11 protein-coding genes are annotated in these 17370 nt (G+C 63.6%); all 11 read right to left on the bottom strand.

Translation table 11 applies throughout. From position 1 onward, the window contains the following. Window positions 1–111: 111 nt before the first annotated feature. On the bottom strand, window positions 112–2271 hold the full coding sequence (locus LUB09_RS00230; RefSeq protein WP_231421188.1) for a TonB-dependent siderophore receptor: 2160 nt from the start codon (window positions 2269–2271) through the stop codon (window positions 112–114). 750 nt (window positions 2272–3021) lie between these two features. After that, window positions 3022–3783 (bottom strand): PIG-L deacetylase family protein, encoded by a 762-nt coding sequence (locus LUB09_RS00235; protein ID WP_209981743.1) that lies wholly within the window; start codon window positions 3781–3783, stop codon window positions 3022–3024. Window positions 3784–3971: 188 nt separating this feature from the next. Next, the gene (locus tag LUB09_RS00240; RefSeq protein ID WP_231421190.1) at window positions 3972–4571 is read right to left on the bottom strand and encodes an SAM-dependent methyltransferase; all 600 of its coding nucleotides are present in this window, start codon (window positions 4569–4571) and stop codon (window positions 3972–3974) included. After that, a complete protein-coding gene (locus tag LUB09_RS00245; RefSeq protein WP_209981747.1) occupies window positions 4568–5326 on the bottom strand; it encodes a PIG-L deacetylase family protein in 759 nt (252 codons plus the stop codon). The genes LUB09_RS00240 and LUB09_RS00245 overlap by 4 nt, the downstream gene beginning before the upstream one ends. Further along, on the bottom strand, window positions 5323–6321 hold the full coding sequence (locus LUB09_RS00250; RefSeq protein ID WP_231421192.1) for an acyl-CoA dehydrogenase family protein: 999 nt from the start codon (window positions 6319–6321) through the stop codon (window positions 5323–5325). The genes LUB09_RS00245 and LUB09_RS00250 overlap by 4 nt, the downstream gene beginning before the upstream one ends. A gap of 1 nt (window position 6322) precedes the next feature. Then, on the bottom strand, window positions 6323–8482 hold the full coding sequence (glgX, locus tag LUB09_RS00255) for a glycogen debranching protein GlgX (RefSeq protein ID WP_209981750.1): 2160 nt from the start codon (window positions 8480–8482) through the stop codon (window positions 6323–6325). Between the two features lie 119 nt (window positions 8483–8601). Then, a complete protein-coding gene (locus tag LUB09_RS00260) occupies window positions 8602–8895 on the bottom strand; it encodes a DUF2934 domain-containing protein (RefSeq protein ID WP_231421193.1) in 294 nt (97 codons plus the stop codon). Between the two features lie 23 nt (window positions 8896–8918). Continuing rightward, entirely contained in the window at window positions 8919–11669 is a 2751-nt protein-coding gene (locus LUB09_RS00265; RefSeq protein WP_231421194.1) for a malto-oligosyltrehalose synthase, read from the bottom strand. Further along, window positions 11666–13750, bottom strand: a complete 2085-nt coding sequence (gene malQ, locus LUB09_RS00270) for a 4-alpha-glucanotransferase (RefSeq protein WP_209981756.1) — start codon at window positions 13748–13750, stop codon at window positions 11666–11668. The genes LUB09_RS00265 and malQ overlap by 4 nt, the downstream gene beginning before the upstream one ends. Next, complete coding sequence (treZ, locus tag LUB09_RS00275; RefSeq protein ID WP_231421202.1) at window positions 13747–15492, bottom strand: malto-oligosyltrehalose trehalohydrolase; 1746 nt, start codon at window positions 15490–15492, stop codon at window positions 13747–13749. Before treZ ends, malQ begins: the two co-directional genes overlap by 4 nt. 20 nt (window positions 15493–15512) lie before the next feature. Continuing rightward, window positions 15513–17069, bottom strand: a complete 1557-nt coding sequence (gene glgA, locus LUB09_RS00280; protein WP_231421204.1) for a glycogen synthase GlgA — start codon at window positions 17067–17069, stop codon at window positions 15513–15515. Window positions 17070–17370 lie beyond the last annotated feature (301 nt).

Consider the following 17370-nt stretch of genomic DNA (forward strand, 5'->3'; position numbering starts at 1 on the left):
GCGTGCTGAGTGAAGCGGATCGTTGTTTTTTTGCGCTTCAGGCTGTTATCGGCAAGCCCGCACGGGACTTTAAGCCAGGAACGGCTGCCCGGGCGGGCAGCCGCAGGAGGGTCAGAAGCTGTACTTGGCGGTCAACATCATGTTGCGCGGTGCGCCGTAGGAATCGCCGCCATAGTCCACGGAGTTGGCGATGGTCTCGTAGTACGTGCGGTCGAAGATGTTGTTGGCGTTGAGCTGCAGGTCCAGATGCTGATTGACCTGGTAGCCGGCCATCAGGTCGGTGACGGCATAAGCGCCCTGTTTGAGCCGGTAGCGGCTGCCATCCGCGACGGTCAGGTCGTTGTACATGCGGCTCTGCCAGGAGATGTTGCCGCCCACGCGGAGTTTTTCCAGCGGGCCCTGGAAGTTATAGCGCGTGGTGAGCTTGAACAGGTGTTCCGGGGTGTCGGTGTCGAACTGCTTGTTCACGCTCTGCGGATTGGACGGGTCCTTGATCACGTGGGTGCGCGCGTAGGTGTAGCCACCGCCCACTTGCCAGTGTTCGGTAAGGGCGCCTTGCAGTTCAAAGTCGATACCCTGGCTGCGAATCTCGCCCGAGGCCTCAGCGCAGGAGGCCTGCGGGCAGTTCGGCACCACCACGTCGACGGCGCGGTTCTGCTGATCGACGCGGAACAGCGCGACGCTGGCATTCAGCGCGCCACCCAGGTATTCGCCTTTGATGCCCACCTCGTAGTTCTTGCCGACGATGGGCCTGACCGGGGTGCCGGAGGTGTCCTTGGCCGTCTGCGGGGTGAAGATGTCGCTGTAGCTGGCGTACACCGAATGATGATCGTCCAGGTCGTAGATCAGGCCGGCGTAGCGGGTGACGTTGCGGGTGACCTTGTAGTCGCCGTCGCCATCGTGGTTGTCGTAGTCGTACCAGTCCAGACGGGCGCCGAGGATCAGCTTCAATGGGTCGGCCAGGCTCAGGCGGGTGGTCACGTAGACACCGTCTTGGGTGGTGACTTCACGACCGTTGGCGGTGTGGGCGAACTCCGGCTTGCCCGCTGTGAGTGGCCAGTTCATGTCGTATGGCGAGTAGCTGTGAGTGGTCAGGTCGTAGACGCGACGGCTGGCGCCCACCACCAGCTCATGGGTGCGCCCGAGCGCCTGGAAGGGGCCGCTGACAAAGGCGTCGAGGCCCGCCTGGTTTTCATCCGCTGCCGACTGGTACACAGTGCGGGCCAGGGTGTTGTTGACCCAGCGCGACTGGTAGGAACCGGAAAACAGGGCGTTCTGCTCGGCGTAGTTGGCGTTGACCTGCAGTTTCCAGTCGTTGGCCAGTTGCTGGCGCAATTCGGCAAAGACCGTGTTGATTTCCTGGTCCTTGTTCTCCCAACGTGTACCGGGGTTGTAGGAGCGCGAGAGGTTCAAGTGGTGACCATCCTGGCCTACCATCGACGAGCCCCAGAAGTAGTTGGTCTTGTCCTTCTGGTTCGAGAAACCCAGGGTCAGGCGGGTGTTTTCACTGAGGTCGGCTTCGGTGACCGCATAGAACAGCCCGTGGTAATCCCCGACATTGTCGATAAAGCTGTTGGCATCGCGGTAGGAGGTGACCACCCGGCCACGCCAGGTGCCGCTGTCATTCAGCGGGCTGGAGGCATCCAGCTCGCCACGGTAGTTGTCCCAGGTGCCGGCCGCGCCGGTGAGGGTGACTTTCTGCTCGTCCAGCGGCCGCTTGCGGATCAGGTTGATGGCGGCCGACGGGTTACCCGCGCCGGTGACCAGGCCCGTAGCGCCACGCACCACCTCGACGCGGTCGAACATCGCCAGGTTCGGTTGGGCACCCACGTTGACGCCGTTGTAGCCACTTGGAATGCCGTCGTACATCAGGTTATCGATGTCGAAACCGCGCGCGGTGTACGACTGCCGGCCAGGGCCGTTGGAGAAGTTGAGGAATAACCCCGGGGTGGCGGCGACCACATCATTGATGCTGGTCATCGCCTGGTCGTCCATGCGCTGACGGGTGACAACGGTGACGGCCTGTGGGGTTTCACGCAGGGTCAGGGGCAGCTTGGTCGCGGTTTTCATCGCGCCCGTGGTGTAGGACTGCGTGCCCTCGGTGGTTTCGCCCAATTGCCCCTCGCCGGAAACTTGTGTGGCGCCCAGTTCGATAGGGCCGGAGGAGGGCTCGACATCGGCGGCAAAGGCCGCGTGTGAGCTGGCGAGACAAATGGCCAACGCCATCAAACTCGGTGCAAAAATGGTGTTGCCTTGTTGTTGCACAGACATGGAACAAGCTCTCCCCGATGCGCCTTCCCTGGCGAATAATAAGGCGGTTGATAATTATTCGCATCAGTGTGACAGAAGGTGTCCGGGCAAAAAAGCGTTTGCAGAGAATTGGTTAACGAATTTTTCACATTAAGGATGATGTGTAAGCCGTCTGGGGTGAGGGCCAATGCCGTTTAGTTAAGTGCAGATTCGCCCGTGGGAGCGGCGGTGCGATTTGCCCGCGAAAGCGGAGGGTCAGTCAACATCAATGTCTGCTGGGCCGACGCCATCGGGAGCAAGCCCCCTCCCACATTTTGTACAGCGTTCGGCAGACCATTTCGGTCGGCTCTCAGGCCGCCACGCTTTTGCTTTTGCTTTTGATCTGGAAGCGCCCCGTCAACCACGCTGGCCGCACGCAGGCTTGAATCCGTGGGTAACCCGGCAGGACGCCGGGTTAGCCGCACTGGGCCAGGGATGGCCCATTGCGGCGGCCCACGGATTCAAGCCGGAGTGCGGGCACACCGAGCCTTAGCGAGGTGCCGAGTGGTGGGGCAAGAGCCCTTTGGTTACTTTGGGGCTTTTCCAAAGTGACCCGCCGTAAGGGCGGAACCCTAAGTCGCCATCACCGCATCAACGGATATACACACCAAAAAACCGCCTTCACGGGCAAGTCGAACGGTCGCTCATTTGATCTTCGTCGCTTCAAGCACAGCGTTCGCATAACTGAACGACATTCGGGCGAGGGCACGCACCTCGCCGTCAATCAGGGCGCTAGACGAACACAATCTCGAACGGTTCGCGCATCCGCTCGAGCAGATCATGGGCGAGCATCGGCGGCAGGCCGATGGCGGGATCGCCGGCCAGCTGGCTGGCGAAGGCGTGGGCGGCGTGCAGCTTGCGCGCGACGCACCAGCTATCCAGGCGCACCTTGCGCGCGCGCAGCCAGGGAATCGTCGAGCCTTCGCGCACCGGACTGTGCCACGCCCACACCGGCAATTCGTACAGATGGGCGCCCACCAGGTTGCAGGCCGTCGCGCAGGCACGCCCAACGGCCTCGTGATCGGGCGTGCCGTCGTGGCGCCAGGTGGTGAAGGCCACGTCGCCGGGTTGCAGGTAACGCGCGATAAATTGGCTCACCGCGTGTTCATCGCCGGCCAGGCCGCCGTCACGAAAACCGCCGCGAATCCATTTAAGGCTGTGCAGCGGCATGCCCAGGCGGCGTAACGCTTCCACGCTTTCCTGGGGCCGCACCACGCTCAACCGGCTGGCCGGCCACACCCGCGAACCCGGATGGCTGGCACTGCCGTCGGTGATCGAGATCAATTGCAGCGGGTGTTCCAGCACGCTCAGGCGCTGCAATAGACCACCACAGGCCAGCACTTCATCGCCCGGGTGCGGCGCAACCACTACCACGCGCGCACCTGGCGGTACCAATGAGTTGGGGTGAATAGTGGGGATCTGCGCCAATTGCGGCGCGCTGTTCCAGACTTGCGCAGGACCGCGGCGGCCGTCACGCAGGGAAGCAGGATTCATGGGTGACACATCCTTGTCGATTGAACTCGGTCGCCACCGCATGCGGTACGACACTTGGGTAACCGCCGCAGACTCCGTTGCGACGAATGCCTGGCATTCCAGCCCGGGAATCCCAGTCAGGCGTTGTCAGCATAGACAAGGATCCGCCGTTGTCACATGGCACAACGACGATTTTTGAGGCGTCGCTATCACCGCAGGCCTTCGTGAGTGGCCACCGAGGTGCTGTCACGGCTCCACAGATCAAGGATGAAATCCGCTTCGTGGTGCATCAGCACGCGCGGCATCGCCAGGCGCTTGTCGAGCAGGGCATGCACCTGTTCGGCGGTCTGCGGGCAGCCGTCGATGGCCGGTCGCCAGTGGCAGGCGAGCAGTTGCCCGTTGGCGCTGAGCGATCCGAGGGCACGGTCGATCAGGCGGGAAAGGTCATCGGCATCCAGGTAGTAACACCATTCGCTCAACACAATCAGTTCGAACTGGCCCTCGGGCCATTCCTGCGGCAGGCGGCTTTGCTGCACCTGCACGTGGGGGAAGTCCTGCAGGCGCTTTTTTGCCAGGGCCACCGCCGCCGAGGCGGTGTCGCAGCACAATAACCGGTCACAGCGTGGCGCCAGTGCGGCGCTCAGCTCGCCGTTGGCGCAGCCGGGTTCGAAGATCGAGGCGTAGTGCGGGCGCGGCAGTACGGCCAGGGTCAGCGCGCGTTTGCGTTGCTCGTACCAGCGTTGGCGAAACGCCCAGGGGTCATCGTTACCGTCGAATAATTGGTCGAAGTAGGGCGTTGCGACACTCATACAAACACCACTTCAAACGGTTGCAGCAACCGTTCGACCACATAGGGCGCCAGGACTGGCGGCAGACCGATCTGCGGGTCACCCTCCAATTGGCTGGCAAACGCATGGATCGCGTGGCGCTTGCGAGCCACCGCTTCAGGGCTCAACGGGATCTTGCGCGCGCGGTGCCATGGCACCTGGCTGTCCTCGGGTGTCGCCCAGTGCCAGGTCCACACCGGCAGTTCATACAGCGTTGCGCCTACGGCCTGGGCGGCCTTGGCGCTGGCGCGACCGACCGCTTCATGGTCGCAATGCCCGTCTTCGCGCCAGGTGGCGAACACCACATCATCAGGCTTGAGGTGGCGCTGGATGAACGCCACCAATTGCGCTTCGCCGGCAGCGACCTTGCTGTCGGCGAAACCTGCGCGCAGCCATTTAAGACTGTGCAAGGGCACACCCAGGCGATGCAGGGCCTGGGCCGACTCCTGCGGGCGCACCACGCTCAAGCGCTCCACCGGCCAGCGCTGCGACCCCGGGTGACTGGCGCTGCCGTCCGTTACCGAAATCAGCTGAATCGCCCGGCCCAGCGCCGCCAGGCCTTGCAGCAGGCCACCCGTACCGAGCACTTCATCGTCCGGGTGCGGCGCGATGATCACGGCGCGATGGCCCTCGGGCACCAGTTGTTCGACGCTTATCTGCGGCAATCCGGCCATGTGGGGTGAATTCTGCCATTGGTGCAAGGGTGTGCCCTGGCCGACAATCGGGTTGGGTTTCATAACTGCCAACTCCCGGACGGCTCGCCCGCCACCAGTTCGCCCAACGAGGCGAGGTCACGTTCGGCATGGCTTTGGCGCACGTACACCGGCAGGTCCGCCATCAACTGGGCAAAATGCGGATCCTTGCAATACGGCCCGGCGCCGACGGCACGTCCGACATGGTGGATCACCTGTTCGGTCATGTTTTCGATGCTGGCGCGGGTTTGCTGCGCCAGCAGGCGCGCGTCAGCCAGAGGCTCCTGGTCGATCTGCCAGGCACTGGCGCGCAGCACACAGGCCGCGCTGTTCAGCGCACTGTCGACTGCACCCAGATGGGCCAGAGCATGGGGTTCCGAGCGTTTGCCGCACTGCTCGCGCAGCACTTCGGCCAGGCGTTGCGCGCCACCGTACCAGCATGCGGCAATACCGACGCCGCCGTGCCAGAAGCCCGGCCGCGCCAGGTAATCCCCGGGTTGGCCGATGGCAATGCCCCAGGCCTCATTGAAGACCACCTCGACACTGCCAGTGGCCGCCATGCCCACCGCGTTCCAGCCTTGATCCGTCACCGTGACGCCTGGCTGGTGCATTTCCACCGCCACCAGTTGCTGGCGATCATCCTCATCCCAGGCGGTGAGCAAGCCATGGCTGACCACCGCCGCGCCCGAGCACCAAGCCTTGCGCCCCTCCAGCAGCAGGCGCTGGCCCGCCTTGCGCACCCTTACTTTTGCATTGGGCGGTTCGGCGGCCCACATGCCCCAGGTGCTGCCCAGTGGCGGCAGCGGGCAGCGTAGCTCGGCAATGATCGCCAAGGCGTCGGTATGGCCCTCGAACAACTTGCACAGGCGCAGGTCGTGCCCGGCCACCTGCGCCAGGCGGCTGAACCGTTCCAGGGTCTGCCCGCTGCCGGGCAGCGGGAGTTGATCGAGTCCTTCTTCCTGAAGAGCCTTCACGGCGTCACCCAGGGCCTGCGTGTCCGCATAGCCCCGGTAGCCGCGAAGGAATCCGTGCAAAGCCATCTCACACCTCGTCGTCTCGCTGAAGTTCGAACAATAGCAGCGAACGACCGGTTACGGCGTACTCGTGTTCAAAGTCGAAGCGTTCCTGGCCGCGCACGGCCGGTTCGTTGGTGTCGAGCATGCAGGTCCAGAACTGACCTTCGGGCACGTGGGGCAGGCGGAAATTGACCAGGTCGTGGTGGGCGTTCACCACCAGCAGCAACGTCGCATCGGCGCCGGCACGGCGAATCCCGGTTTCCTGGGCGCGGCCATCCATCAGCATGCCCAGGCAACGACCGTGGGCGTCCTCCCATTGCTCGGTGCTCATTTCGTTGCCATCCGGCGCGAGCCAGGTGACGTCCTTCACGCCGATGTCTTCGTTGTAGTCGCCCACCAGGAAACGCCCGCGACGCAGGATCGGATAGGCCAGGCGCAGCTTGATCAGACGCTTGACGAACTTGAGCAGGGCCTTGCCGTCTTCGTCCAGGTCCCAATTGACCCAGCCGATTTCGCTGTCCTGGCAATAGGCATTGTTGTTGCCGTGCTGGGTGCGGGCGAATTCATCACCGGCCACGATCATCGGCGTGCCTTGGGCCAGCAGCAGGGTGGCGAAGAAGTTGCGCATCTGGCGCAGGCGCAGTGCGTTGATTTCCGGGTCTTCGGTCGGGCCTTCGACGCCATGGTTCCAGGACAGGTTGTTGTTGCTGCCGTCCTGATTGTTCTCGTCGTTGGCTTCGTTGTGCTTGTCGTTGTACGACACCAGGTCGTGCAGGGTGAATCCGTCATGGGCGGTGATGAAGTTCACCGAGCTGTACGGACGGCGACCCCGGTGGTTGAACATCTCGCCCGAGGCGGTCATGCGCCCGGCAAAGTCGGCCAGTTGCGCGTCGTCGCCCTTCCAGAAGGCACGCACGGTGTCGCGGAAGCGGTCGTTCCATTCCACCCAGCCTGGCGGGAAGTTGCCCACCTGATAGCCGCCGGGGCCGCAGTCCCAGGGTTCGGCGATCATTTTCAACTGGCGCAGTATCGGGTCCTGACGGCAGGCCACGAGGAAACTGTGGCGCTCGTCGAAACCGTCGCGGTAGCGGCCAAGAATGGTGGCCAGGTCGAAGCGGAAACCATCGACGTGCATCTCGGTGGCCCAGTAACGCAGCGAGTCGGTGACCATCTGCAACACGCAAGGGTGGCTCAGGTCGAGCGTGTTGCCGGTGCCCGAATCGTTGATGTAGTAGCGCTTGTCGTCGGGCATCAAACGGTAGTAGGAGGCGTTGTCGATACCGCGCATCGACAGGGTAGGGCCGCGCTCGTTGCCCTCGGCCGTGTGGTTGTAGACCACGTCGAGGATCACTTCGAGCTTCTGCTCATGCAGGTGCGCAACCATCTCCTTGAACTCGGCGATCTTGCCGCTGGCCAGGTAGCGCGGGTCGGGGGCGAAGAACGCGATGCTGTTGTAGCCCCAGTAGTTGGTCATGCCTTTTTCCAGCAGGTGCTGGTCATTGACGAAGGCATGCACGGGCAACAGCTCCACCGACGAGACGCCCAACTGGCGAATGTGCTTGAGCACATCGTCTTCCATCAAGCCGGCGCAGGTGCCGCGTACCGATTCCTCGACCGAGGGGTGACGCATGCTGATGCCGCGCAGGTGGGTTTCATAAATGATCGTACGGTCCCACGGCACCCGCACCGGCTGGTCGTTGCCCCAAGTGTGCGCCGGGTCGATGACCTTGCACTTGGGCACGAACGGCGCGCTGTCGCGTTCGTCAAAGCTGAGGTCGTCGTCCGGATGGCCGATGGTGTAGCCGAACAGCGCCTCGGACCACTTCAATTCACCCACGAGTTGCTTGGCGTAGGGGTCGATCAGCAGTTTGTTGTGGTTGAAGCGGTGGCCATTGGCCGGGTCGTAAGCACCGTACACGCGATAGCCGTAGATCAGCCCTGGATGGGCGTCGGGCAGGTAGCCGTGGAAAATCTCGTCGGTGTATTCAGGCAGCTCGATACGCTCGAGTTCCACTTCGCCGCTGTCATCGAACAGGCACAGCTCCACTTTGGTGGCGTTGGCCGAGAACAGCGCAAAGTTGACGCCCAGGCCATCCCAGGTGGCGCCAAGCGGGAAGGGCAAACCTTCACGGATCCTCGACGGCTCATGGCTCGGCGTCGGAGGGTTTTTGTCGGGCTTGCTCATGATGTTGCTCCTGCAATGGTCTTTTTCAGGCCGAACGCGGCCGTACTGACGAAAATTCAGCTGACTGTCTGGAAGGTAAAAGCACCCCTTGCCGACGGTGTCGACAAGCGGTGTGGAGGTCAAGGCTTTGGTTTTTTCGGCGCTGGCGGCTTTTTCGCAGCCGGGGCAGCCGATTTGCTGTCGGCAGGTGGTGCCGGCTTGGGCTTGGGCGCCGCTTTAGGACCCGCCTTGGGCACGGCCTTCGGGCCGGTTTTGGGTTTCTCCGCAGGCTTGCCCTTGCTCGGCGTCAGCGCCTCGGCTTCAGCCAGCTTGCGCGCCATTTCCCAATGCCGTGCGTCGTCACCATGGGGCTTGCCTTCGGATTCCCAGATCTGATGCGCCAATTCGCGAATGCGTTTGTCTTCATTACTCATCACACGCTCCTCACAGAAAATGTTCAGCTTTCTTGAATATCAGGATTGATAAAGACATTGACCGGGAAATCCCCCAGGGCAGTGCTGATCAACAGCTCCTTGTCTGGTGTGACTGCGCCTGTATGAAAAAGTCCCTTCCAGTTTTGCGTTGGCGCGTTGAACGGTAATTTCACCCGTGTATCGCCCCAAACCTGCGCAGTGATGGTGGGATGCACACCGTTTTCAAGCAGGCGCTGCGGCCAGCGTGGCACCACCACCAGCACCTGTGTCCCGGCGTGCTCGCGGCAGAATGCAACCACGTGGTCGGCGTGTTGCCCGACCACTTCCAGCGGCGTGTAGCTGCCGCTGCGGAATACCTCGGGATGGGCCTCGCGCAAGGCCAGCACCTGAGCGATCAACGCTTGCTTGATCCGTCCGTCACGCCAGTTGAACAGCAGCTCACCAGGATCCGGCGGTGTATCCAGCGCCTCTTGCCGTGCGCTGAAATTCACCGGGCGACGGTTGTCCGGGTCCACCAGACTGAAATCCCAGAACTCGGCGCCCTGGTACAGGTCCGGCACACCCGGTACGGTGACGCGAAGCAAGGTTTGCGCCAGACCATTCAAGGCGCCGGCCGGTGCGATGGCCTGAGCGGCGCTGCCGATGGCATCGCGCAGTGCGCGGCCTTCGTCGCTGAGCAACAGGCGCGAGAGGAATGCTTCCACGCCTTGTTCGTAAGCTTCGTTGGGCGCGCTCCAGCTGCTCAGCAACTTGGCTTCGCGCAGGGCCTTCTGCTGCCATTGCCACAGGCGTTGCTGGTAGTCGCTAAAGTCCGCGCCCATGTCCAGCGGCCAACTGCCCAGCAGCACCTGGTACAGAATCAGCTCATCGCCAGCGCTGGGTATGTCGGCATCGCTGCGCAAGGGCGCGGCGAGGGTGCGCCAGTGCTCTACCTGCTCGACATACCATGGCGCGCACTCGCTGAGCACCGCCAGGCGCGCGCGGGTATCTTCGCCGCGCTTGTGGTCGTGGGTGGCGGTGGCCAGCAGGTTCTCCGGGAACGCCTGCAGGCGCTGTTGGTTGACCGCGTGAAACGCCTCCACCGGCGCGCTGAACTGCTCGGTGCTGAAGCCCACATCGTTGCGCGACAGCAGCACCACCGAGCGATAGAACGCGGTGTCTTCCACGGCCTTGGCAGCGGCCGGCGAGGTCAATTGCTGGAAGCGCACGCAGGCATGCTTGAGGATCTTGCGTTCACGGCCCACCGGGCGATTGCGCCACGGCTGGCCGCCGAGCCACTGCTCGAGATGTTCGAGCACCGGCCAGTCGCTTTCGTTCAAGGTGCTGCGCGCACCGTCCATGGCCTGCTGGAAGATCTTGTCGTCGGCGGCGCTGCGGCCACGGGCACTGATGTAGGTGCGGTACACCGGGAAATGCACGATCAGTTCCTGCAAGGCCCGGCGAATGGCGCCCAGCGTCAGGTCGCGGGTCATTACGTCATCGCGGGCCACCTGCAACAGCGCCTGGGCCACGCTTTCGAAGTCGCCGCCCAGCGAGCCATTGAGGATCTGCTGGCGCGCCAGCCGGGCTTCCTCGATAAATGCCGAAGGCCGCTCGCTGTGACGCGTCCACAGCTCGGCCAGCGGTGCAAAGCCTTGCGGGTCGTGTTGCAGCAGCGACAGCTGGTTCATGAACTCGTAGCCGGTAGTGCCGTCCACTTGCCAGTCTTCGCGCAGGGTTTCGCCGTCGCCGAGGATCTTCTCGACAAAGATCGGCAAGTGCTGGTCCGGCGCCAGTGAGTCCACGCGGCGACGCAGCTTGCGGCAGTAACCGCGCGGATCGGCAAGGCCGTCAATGTGGTCGATGCGCAGGCCGTCCACCAGCCCTGCGCTGATCAGCTCGAAAATCTTGCCATGGGTGGCTTCGAACACGGCTGTGCGTTCCACCCGCAGGCCGCCCAGCTCATTGACGTCGAAGAAACGCCGCCAGTTGATATCGTCCGCCGCCGTGCGCCAGCTGGCCAAGCGGTAGGCCTGTTGTTCGAGCAGTTGGTGCAGGCGCTTGAAGCCGTCCGGTTGACGGCTGTCGAACGCGGCCAGACGCTGCTCGATGGCCGGCAGCACCTCGGTGGCCCGCTCGGCCAGGGCCTGCTTGAGCCAGGCGGCTTCGACGTAGGCGTCGTCCTGATGGGCGAGGGCGCTGAAACGCTCGGCGAGCGGTTTGAGTGGCTCGTCATTGCCCAGGATCATCGCGTAGTCGCGCGGGCAGATCGGGAAGCGGTGCTCGTAATGCTCGACGTAGAACACACCGTGCGCGGCGTCAAACAGCAACTTCAGGGTGCCGGTCTGCAGGGCTTCGCCGTAGTCGCTGCCCAGAAACGGCATCAGCAGCTGGCCCTTGAGCAGCGGGTCCGGCGAGTGCCACTGGATGTCGAAAAATTCGCTGTAGGGGCTCAGGCGCCCCCATTCCAGCAGGTCGAGCCACCAGGGGTTATCGGCACCGCCAACGGCCATGTGGTTGGAGACAATATCGAGGATCAGCCCCATGTCGTGCTCGCGCAGCGCCGCGACCAGCCGGCGCAGGGCCGCTTCGCCACCCAGTTCCGGGTTGACGCTGGTGGGGTCGACCACATCGTAGCCGTGCATGGAACCGGCGCGCGCGCTCAGCAGCGGCGAGGCGTACAGGTGGCTGATGCCCAATCGGGCGAAGTACGGCACCAGCGGCACCGCGTCATCGAGGGTAAAACCTTTATGGAATTGCAGGCGCTGGGTCGCGCGCAGGGGCAGTGCTTTCATCGGTCACGCTCATAGGCTTGGTTGCGCGCGACGGCCAGCAGCTCGAGGCGACGCGCGGCGCCGGCGTTGTCGAGCAGGCTCGCGGCCTCGCCCGGCAGGCGGCGGCGCCAATTGGGATGGGTATCGGTGGTGCCCGGCAGGTTGGGTTGTTCTTCGATGGCCAACGCATCCTCCAGAGGCAGCAACACCAGCGGCGCACGGGTGTGCCCCAGGTAGCGCACGCTGGCGTCGATCATGTGGTCGGTCTCGTTGCGGATCTCGTCGACGAAGTTCTGCGGGTCCTGGCCCAAGGCCTGGCGCAGCGCCTGGCGTTCACGCAAGCGATGCTCGCTCCATTGCTCCACGGTGGGCGCGTCGATCAGGCCGAGCTGAACGTTCCAGTCGATATCGCGGCTGTGCCACCAACCGTTGAGGGTGGGCAGGTCGTGGGTGCTGGTGGTCGCCAGGGCGTTGTCCGGCCAGTCGAGAATCGGCGTGAACCGGCCCTCATGGTTCTGTTCGAACAACAGCACGCGCATGCCAAGGATGGAGCGGCTGCTGAGTTTTTCCCGCAGGCCGTCGGGCACCGTGCCGAGGTCTTCGCCCAATACGATGGCCTGGTGGCGGTGCGATTCCAGCGCCAGCAGGCGCAGCATGTCGTCCACCGGGAAATACAGGTAAGCGCCTTCGCGCGGCGAGGCGTCCATGGGGATCACCCACAGGCGCTGCAGGCCCATCACATGGTCGATGCGCAGGCCGCCGGCGTGGGCGAAGTTGGCACGCAGCATCTCGATGAACGCACGAAAGCCGTTGCGCTTGAGGCCTTCGGGGGAAAACGCGGAGATGCCCCAGCCCTGGCCGGCACGGTTGAGAATATCCGGCGGCGCGCCCACGGTGAGGTCGGCGAGCAGTTCATCCTGGCGGCTCCAGGCCTGGCTGCCGCCGCCGTCGGCGCCCACGGCCAGGTCGGCGATCAGGCCGACGCCCATGCCGCTGCCACGTGCGGCTTGTTGCGCACGCGCCAGGCAGCGCGCGATCAACCATTGGCTGAAGGCGTAAAAGCCGATTTCATCGCGGTTGTCTTCGGCAAATTGCGCCAGTGCCGGGCTCTGCGGCGTGCGCCAGTCCTCGGGCCAATGGCGCCAGTCGAGGTCTTCGCCGGCAGCGGCGCGCGTCGCTTGTACGGCTTCAAAGCGGCAATGGTTTTCCAGGGCTTCGCCACCGGCCTGGCGAAAGCTCAGGAAGTCGGCGTGCTGCGGGTGATGGCCATGGCGAAAATCTTCATACAGGGCGCGCAGCAGGCGTTGTTTGGCCTTGGCGGCGGCCGGCCAGTCGATCAGGGTTTCCTGTTCTAGCCGGTGCAGTTCTTCGTCCAGATCCAGGGCCTCAATCGCGTTACGCACTTCCCGTTCACCGAGGATGCTGGCGGGCGATGCGTAAAGGCTGTTGAGAAACAAGCGGCTGGACGGCGAGTAGGGGCTGTAGCTGCCGGTGTTGGCGCTGAACATCGCGTGCATCGGGCTGATCGCCAACGCATCGGCGCCGCGTTCGGCGGCGGCGCGCACCAGGTTTTCCAGGGCCAGGGTGTCGCCGAAACCGCCATCGCCGAGGCGCCGCAGCGAATACAATTGGGCACTGAGGCCCCAGGCGCGGGCAGGGTGGGTGTCGACTGCTTCGGCCACGCTGTAGCAATGGCGGGGCGCCACGGCGAGGGTGAATTGCTGGTCGGCGATATGCACCTGGTGATACCCAAGAGCGATCACCCCCGGCAGCACGGCGTTGCCGTCCAGGCGCAGTTCCAGGGCGTCACCCTGTTCCAGGTTCACGCGGCAGGGCGTGTCGGGCGCGAAGAAGTGCGCCAGGTCGAGGCCGTCGCCGCTTTCAACGGTGAGCAGGGGCGGCAGGTGTTTGTCGTTTTGTGCCTGTTCCAGTTCATGCAGGCTGGCGTCGATCTCGGCATCGTTGTCGGCCGGGTGACCGAGGCCTTTCAACACGGCACGCAGGGCATCGGCGCTGACGCGTTGCGGGCGGCCGTTTGCGTCGATCCAATCGACGGCCAGGCCCGCGCGGCTGGCGAGGATTTCCAGGTTCGCTTCGCTCAAGGGTGCTCTCCAACAGGGGATAAGGTGACGCGCGCGCTGCAGGGCGGCAGTTGCGCATCCTGGCTGGCCGGCGTTTGAAAGATAACCGGGCCTGACGCGGCGCAGTCCAGCGTCGTGGTGCCCAGGTTCAGGTCGATCTGCAAGGTGCTGCCATCGCCCAGCCGCCAGCGCGCACTGACGGCTGCGTCGGCCAGCACCTGCGCGCCCAGGGCGACGGCGCCGGGCAGGTGCGGCACGATGTGCCGGTGGCGCAGGCGCAGCAGGTGGCGATACAGCTCGGCCTGTTCGTTGTCGGCAAAGCTGGGGGTCGACCGGGTGAAGGTCGACAGCGCATTCGGGTCGGGAATGCGTTCGCGCCGCTCGGGGTCATGGAAGGCGGCGAAATCGGCAAATTCGTTGCGCCGGCCTTCGCGCACGGCTTCGGCCAGGTCGCCATGGTGATCGGTGAAGAACAGGAACGGCTCGCTGGCGTTGACTTCGTCGCCCATGAACAGCAGCGGAATCATCGGCGACAGCAACAGCAGGGCCGTGGCCGCTTCGAGCGCCTGCGGCGAGCAGAGCTGGTGCAGGCGCTCGCCGAGGGCGCGGTTGCCGATCTGGTCATGGTTCTGCAAAAACGCGACGAAGGCGGTCGGTGGCAGATCTGCGCTGGGCTCGCCACGGGCATGGCCGTGGCGCGTGGTGTGGCCCTGGTAGATAAAGCCTTCGCCCAGGCAGCGTGCGAGTTTGGCGGTCGGGTCCTGTGCAAAGTCGCTGTAGTAGGCGTCGGTTTCGCCAGTGAGCAATACGTGCAGCACGTTGTGGAAATCGTCATTCCACTGCGCATCGAAATCCTGCCGCAACAGGCTGGCCTGATTCAGCTCGTTTTCCAGCATCAGCCACACGTGACGGCCGGTGTCCACCTGCTGACGCACGCGGTGCGCCAGTTCCTGCAGGAAGTCCGGGTTGTCGATGGCGTGCACCGCATCCAGGCGCAGGCCGTCGAAACGGTACTCCAGTAACCACATCAGCGCGTTATCGAGGAAGAAGTCCCGCACTTCGCGGCGATTGAAGTCGATGCCGGCGCCCCAGGGGGTGTGCACCTCTTCCTGGAAGAAGCCTGCGGCGTATTGGCCCAGGTAATTGCCGTCCGGGCCGAAGTGGTTGTAGACCACATCGAGGATCACGGCCAAGCCGTGTTCGTGGGCCGTGTCGATCAGGTGCTTGAGCTGTTCGGGGGAACCGTAGGAGGATTGCGGCGCGTAGGGCAGGACCCCGTCGTAGCCCCAATTGCGCTCGCCGGGAAACTGCGCCAGAGGCATCAGTTCGATGGCCGTGACACCCAGCTCGGCCAGGCGCGGCAGGTGTTGCTCAACCGCAGCGTAGCCGCCCAGTGCGCCCACGTGCAGCTCGTAGATCACCGCTTCGTGCCAGGGGCGGCCCTGCCATTGGCTGTGTCGCCACTCATAGGCGAGCGGGTCGACCACCAGGCTCCAGCCGTGTACATCGTCGGCCTGTGCCCTTGAAGCGGGGTCGGGTACTTCCATTTCCCCATCGATGTTGAAGCGGTAGCGTGTCCCCGCAGGGCACGCCACTTCTGTCTCGAACCAGCCATCTGCCTGGGGCAGCATGGCAATGGATTTACCGTGTTCCAATTCAACGCTGACATAAAACGCGTCTGGCGCCCACAGGGCAAAACGCGTGTGTTGCGCGTCCAGCATGATTGCGCCGTGGGGCCAGGTTTCCAGAGTCCGTAACGGCATCTACAAAAACCTCCCTTTGATTATTTAGCGGATTTCCCCAGTGCTTTAGCCACCAGTTGCTCATAGAGTTCGGCGTAGGGTTCCACCGCCTGGCTCCAGTTGAAAGGTCGTGTCATGGCCCGGCAACGCATGGCGTTAAGCAGGTCCGGGAAAGCGAATACCTTGAACGCGCGGCTCAGGGCTTCCTTGTAGCTGTCGACGGTCGATTCATTGAACAGAAAGCCGGTCACACCGTTTTCGATGGTGTCGGCCAGGCCGCCGGTGTTGCGCGCTACCGGCAGCGAACCGAAACGCTGGGCGTACATCTGGCTCAGGCCGCACGGCTCGTAGCGCGACGGCATGAGCAGGAAATCGCTGCCGGCGAACATGCGGCGCGCGTCGGTTTCGTTGAAGCCGATGCGTACGCCGATCTGGCCCGGGAAACGCAATGCCAGTTCGCGCATGGCGTTTTCTTCTTCCGGCTCGCCGCGACCGATGATCGCAATCTGGCCACCTTGCTCGACGATAAAGCTGGCAACGGCCTCGGTGAGGTCCAGGCCTTTCTGGAACACCAGACGCGAGACCACCGCAAACAGCGGGCCGGTGGATTCGCTCAGGCCGAACAGGTCGCGCACTTGCCTGGCGTTGACCGCCTTGCCTTCCCAGTCGCCGATGTTGAAGTTGTGGGTCAGGTGCGGGTCGGTGGAGGTTTCCCAACTGTCTTCGATCCCGTTGGGAATGCCGCTGAGCAAGCCTTGCTGGGTCTTGCTGGCCAAAAAGCCATCCAGGCCGCAGCCGAATTCAGGGGTGGTGATTTCTTCGGCGTAAGTGGCGCTCACGGTGGTGATATGGCTGGAATACGCCATGCCGGCCTTGAGGAACGACATCTTGCCGTAGAACTCCATGCCTTCCTGTTGCAGGGCGTGGGGCGGAATGCCCAGCTCCGGCGTCGAGGCCAGGCTGACCACGCCTTGATAGGCCAGGTTATGGATAGTGAACAGGGTCGGGGTGCGCGACCCGCGCCAGTGCATATAGGCCGGAGCCAGGCCGGCAGGCCAGTCATGGGCGTGCACCAGGTCCGGGCACCAGTGAATCTGCGCGAGGTTGGCGGCCATGTCAGCGGCGGCCAGACCCAGGCGGGCGAAGCGAATATGGTTGTCCGGCCAGTCGCGGCCGTTGTTGGCGCCGTAGGGAGTGCCTTCACGCTCGTACAGTTCGGGGCAGATCAGTACATAGATGACCAGGCCATCCTTGAGGTCCATGCGCCCGATCTTGCACGGCGGCAGCGCGGCATGGCCACCCAGCTCGCCGACGATGTGGATGGGGTTGTCGCTTTCCATCACCTGCGGGTAACCGGGGATCAACACGCGCACATCATGCAGATGCGCCATGGCGCGGGGCAGGGCGGCGGAGACGTCGCCCAGGCCGCCGGTTTTCACCAGGTCGGCAAACTCGGAGGTGACAAACAGCACTTTCTTGCGATTTGGATTTTGACTCACGATCGGCCGCACAGTGCCGGGCAGGTCGGCCAATGACGTAGGCCCCCCTACCGGCTGACTAAAACGCTCTCCCTGAGTTACAACTGCGGCACTGATCATAATGCACTCCCCTTGATGTTGGTCGGCTAATAGCCCGCTGCCACTAGCTCGAATTGGCCGCTTCCTGCGGCCAGGCGCACAAGCGCTATACAAACTGGCAAGGCGTATGCCAGCTGCACGGTTATGTCGAAAAGATTGGATGGACGGCATCTGGCGGGAACCGCTGAACACGCCCTACCTGAAACTTGACCTACGGCAGAGTTTGAAAGTTTCGATTTTTTGCGGGGTTTTTATTTTGAAACGGACCCATGGGTCATCAGTCTAGGACATAACCCAGACACCGTAGGGATTTTGGGAAGAT

Origin of the sequence: Pseudomonas sp. Leaf59, from assembly GCF_920984685.1 — a bacterium.
In the GTDB taxonomy this organism is placed as follows: Bacteria; Pseudomonadota; Gammaproteobacteria; order Pseudomonadales; family Pseudomonadaceae; genus Aquipseudomonas.

Coding starts and splice junctions, on each gene's coding strand:
- LUB09_RS00235 (WP_209981743.1), bottom strand. CDS start 3,783: ATGAATCCTGCTTCCCTGCGTGACGGCCGCCGCGGTCCTGCGCAAGTC.
- LUB09_RS00250 (WP_231421192.1), bottom strand. CDS start 6,321: ATGGCTTTGCACGGATTCCTTCGCGGCTACCGGGGCTATGCGGACACG.
- LUB09_RS00265 (WP_231421194.1), bottom strand. CDS start 11,669: ATGAAAGCACTGCCCCTGCGCGCGACCCAGCGCCTGCAATTCCATAAA.
- LUB09_RS00240 (WP_231421190.1), bottom strand. CDS start 4,571: ATGAGTGTCGCAACGCCCTACTTCGACCAATTATTCGACGGTAACGAT.
- treZ (WP_231421202.1), bottom strand. CDS start 15,492: ATGCCGTTACGGACTCTGGAAACCTGGCCCCACGGCGCAATCATGCTG.
- LUB09_RS00260 (WP_231421193.1), bottom strand. CDS start 8,895: ATGAGTAATGAAGACAAACGCATTCGCGAATTGGCGCATCAGATCTGG.
- LUB09_RS00245 (WP_209981747.1), bottom strand. CDS start 5,326: ATGAAACCCAACCCGATTGTCGGCCAGGGCACACCCTTGCACCAATGG.
- glgX (WP_209981750.1), bottom strand. CDS start 8,482: ATGAGCAAGCCCGACAAAAACCCTCCGACGCCGAGCCATGAGCCGTCG.
- glgA (WP_231421204.1), bottom strand. CDS start 17,069: ATGATCAGTGCCGCAGTTGTAACTCAGGGAGAGCGTTTTAGTCAGCCG.
- LUB09_RS00230 (WP_231421188.1), bottom strand. CDS start 2,271: ATGTCTGTGCAACAACAAGGCAACACCATTTTTGCACCGAGTTTGATG.